This window comes from Kitasatospora sp. MY 5-36 (genome assembly GCF_001182915.1).
In the GTDB taxonomy this organism is placed as follows: Bacteria; Actinomycetota; Actinomycetes; order Streptomycetales; family Streptomycetaceae; genus Kitasatospora.
The window spans coordinates 1-1,872 of record NZ_LFVW01000384.1; the positions used below are offsets into that span (position 1 = coordinate 1).

At 75.6% G+C, this 1,872-nt stretch carries 1 protein-coding gene and 1 pseudogene; both read left to right on the plus strand.

From position 1 onward, the window contains the following. A pseudogene (locus tag AE652_RS23405) lies at positions 1-268 on the plus strand (ectoine/hydroxyectoine ABC transporter ATP-binding protein EhuA); the annotation flags it as partial. 29 nt (positions 269-297) lie between these two features. Further along, positions 298-1,872 (plus strand): amidohydrolase family protein (locus AE652_RS23410; protein WP_234348504.1); only part of this gene is annotated, 1,575 nt, incomplete at its 3' end.

Consider the following 1,872-nt stretch of genomic DNA (forward strand, 5'->3'; position numbering starts at 1 on the left):
CATGGAACCGACCCTGATGCTCTTCGACGAGCCCACCTCCGCGCTCGACCCGGAGCTGGTCGGCGAGGTGCTCGGCGTGATGCGCGACCTCGCCCGCAGCGGCATGACGATGATCGTCGTCACCCACGAGATGGGCTTCGCCCGCGAGGTCGCCGACCGGGTCGTCTTCATGGACGAGGGCGCCGTCGTGGAGGCCGGCAGCCCGGCCGAGGTGTTCACCGCCCCGCGGCACGACCGCACCCGGGCCTTCCTCTCGACGGTGCTCTGATGGGAGCGACAGGACTGATGGGAGCGGACGTGACCACGACCCCGGTCGACCTGCTGCTGCGCGGCGGCACCCTGGTGGACGGCACCGGGGCGCCCGGCCGCGCGGCCGACCTCGCCGTCGCGGGGGGCCGGGTCACCGTCCTGCCGCCGGGCACCGCGGTGGCCGCGGCCGAGACGCTGGACGTCACCGGACGGGTCGTCACCCCCGGCTTCATCGACGTCCACACCCACTCGGACGCGCTCGCCGCCCCCTTCGGCGGCGGCACCCACACCGACGGCGACGCCCTGGACGAACTGCGGCTCGCCCCGCTGCTCCAGGGCGTCACCACCGAGATCAGCGGCAACTGCGGGATCAGCCTGTTCCCCGCCCTGCCCGAGCGGCTGCCCGAACTGGCCGGGCACCTGCGGGTCTCCTTCGGCCTCGGGCCGGTGCTGCCCGCCGAGGACTTCGACGCCTTCGCGGCCGGCCAGCGGCCCGAACTGCGCCGCAACCACATCGCCTCGCTGGTCGGCCACGGCACGCTGCGCGCCGGGGTGATGGGCTTCGAGGACCGCCCGCCCACCCCCGAGGAGCTGGCCGCCATGTGCGACCTGCTCGACCGGGCGCTGGCCCAGGGCGCGGCCGGCCTCTCCACCGGCCTGATCTACCCGCCCGGCGTCTACGCGGACACCGAGGAGATCGTGGCCCTGGCCAAGGTCGCCGCGCGGCACGGCAAGCCGTACGTGACCCACCTGCGCGACGAGATGTCCCAGGTGGAGAAGGCCCTGGAGGAGGCGCTGGAGATCGCGGTGCGCTCCGGCGCCGCGCTCCAGGTCTCCCACCACAAGACCGCCGGGCGGCACGCCTGGGGCGCCACCCTGCGCACCCTGCCGCGCCTGGAACAGGCCCGCGCCGACGGCGTGGACGTGCTCTGCGACGTCTACCCGTACACCGCCGGCAGCACCGTGCTGCACGCGATGCTGCCGCCGTGGACCAGCGAGGGCGGGCCGGCCGCCCTGCTGGAGCGGCTGCGCAGCAAGGAGGTGCGGGACCGGATCCGGGCGGACATCGCGAACGGCGTCGAGGGCTGGGAGAACACCGTCGGCAACGGCGGCTGGGACCTGATCTCGGTGGCCGCCGCGCCCGCCCGCCGTACCGCCGAGGGCCGCCGGATCGCCGACCTGGCCGCCGAGCGCGGCGCCGACCCGGTCGACTACGTGAGCGACCTGCTGCTGGAGGCGCGGGGCGAGGTGACCATCATCAGCCACTCGATGCGCGAGGACGACGTCCGCCGCGTGCTGGCCAGCCCGCTGTCCATGATCGGCTCGGACGGCGTGCCCAAACCCGGCCGCCCGCACCCCCGTTGGGCGGGCAGCTTCGCCCGGGTGCTCGGCCACTACGGGCGCGAGCAGGGCCTGCTGCCGCTGGAGCTCGCGGTGCGCAAGATGACCGGCCTGCCCGCCGAGCGGTTCCGGCTGGCCGGGCGCGGGGTGGTCCGGGACGGCGCCGTCGCCGACCTGGTGGTGCTGGACCCGGCGGCCGTCCTGGACGGCGCGACCTTCGAGCGGCCGCTGCTGGCGCCGGCGGGCGTGGAGACCGTCGTGGTGGCCGGCCGGGTCGCGGTG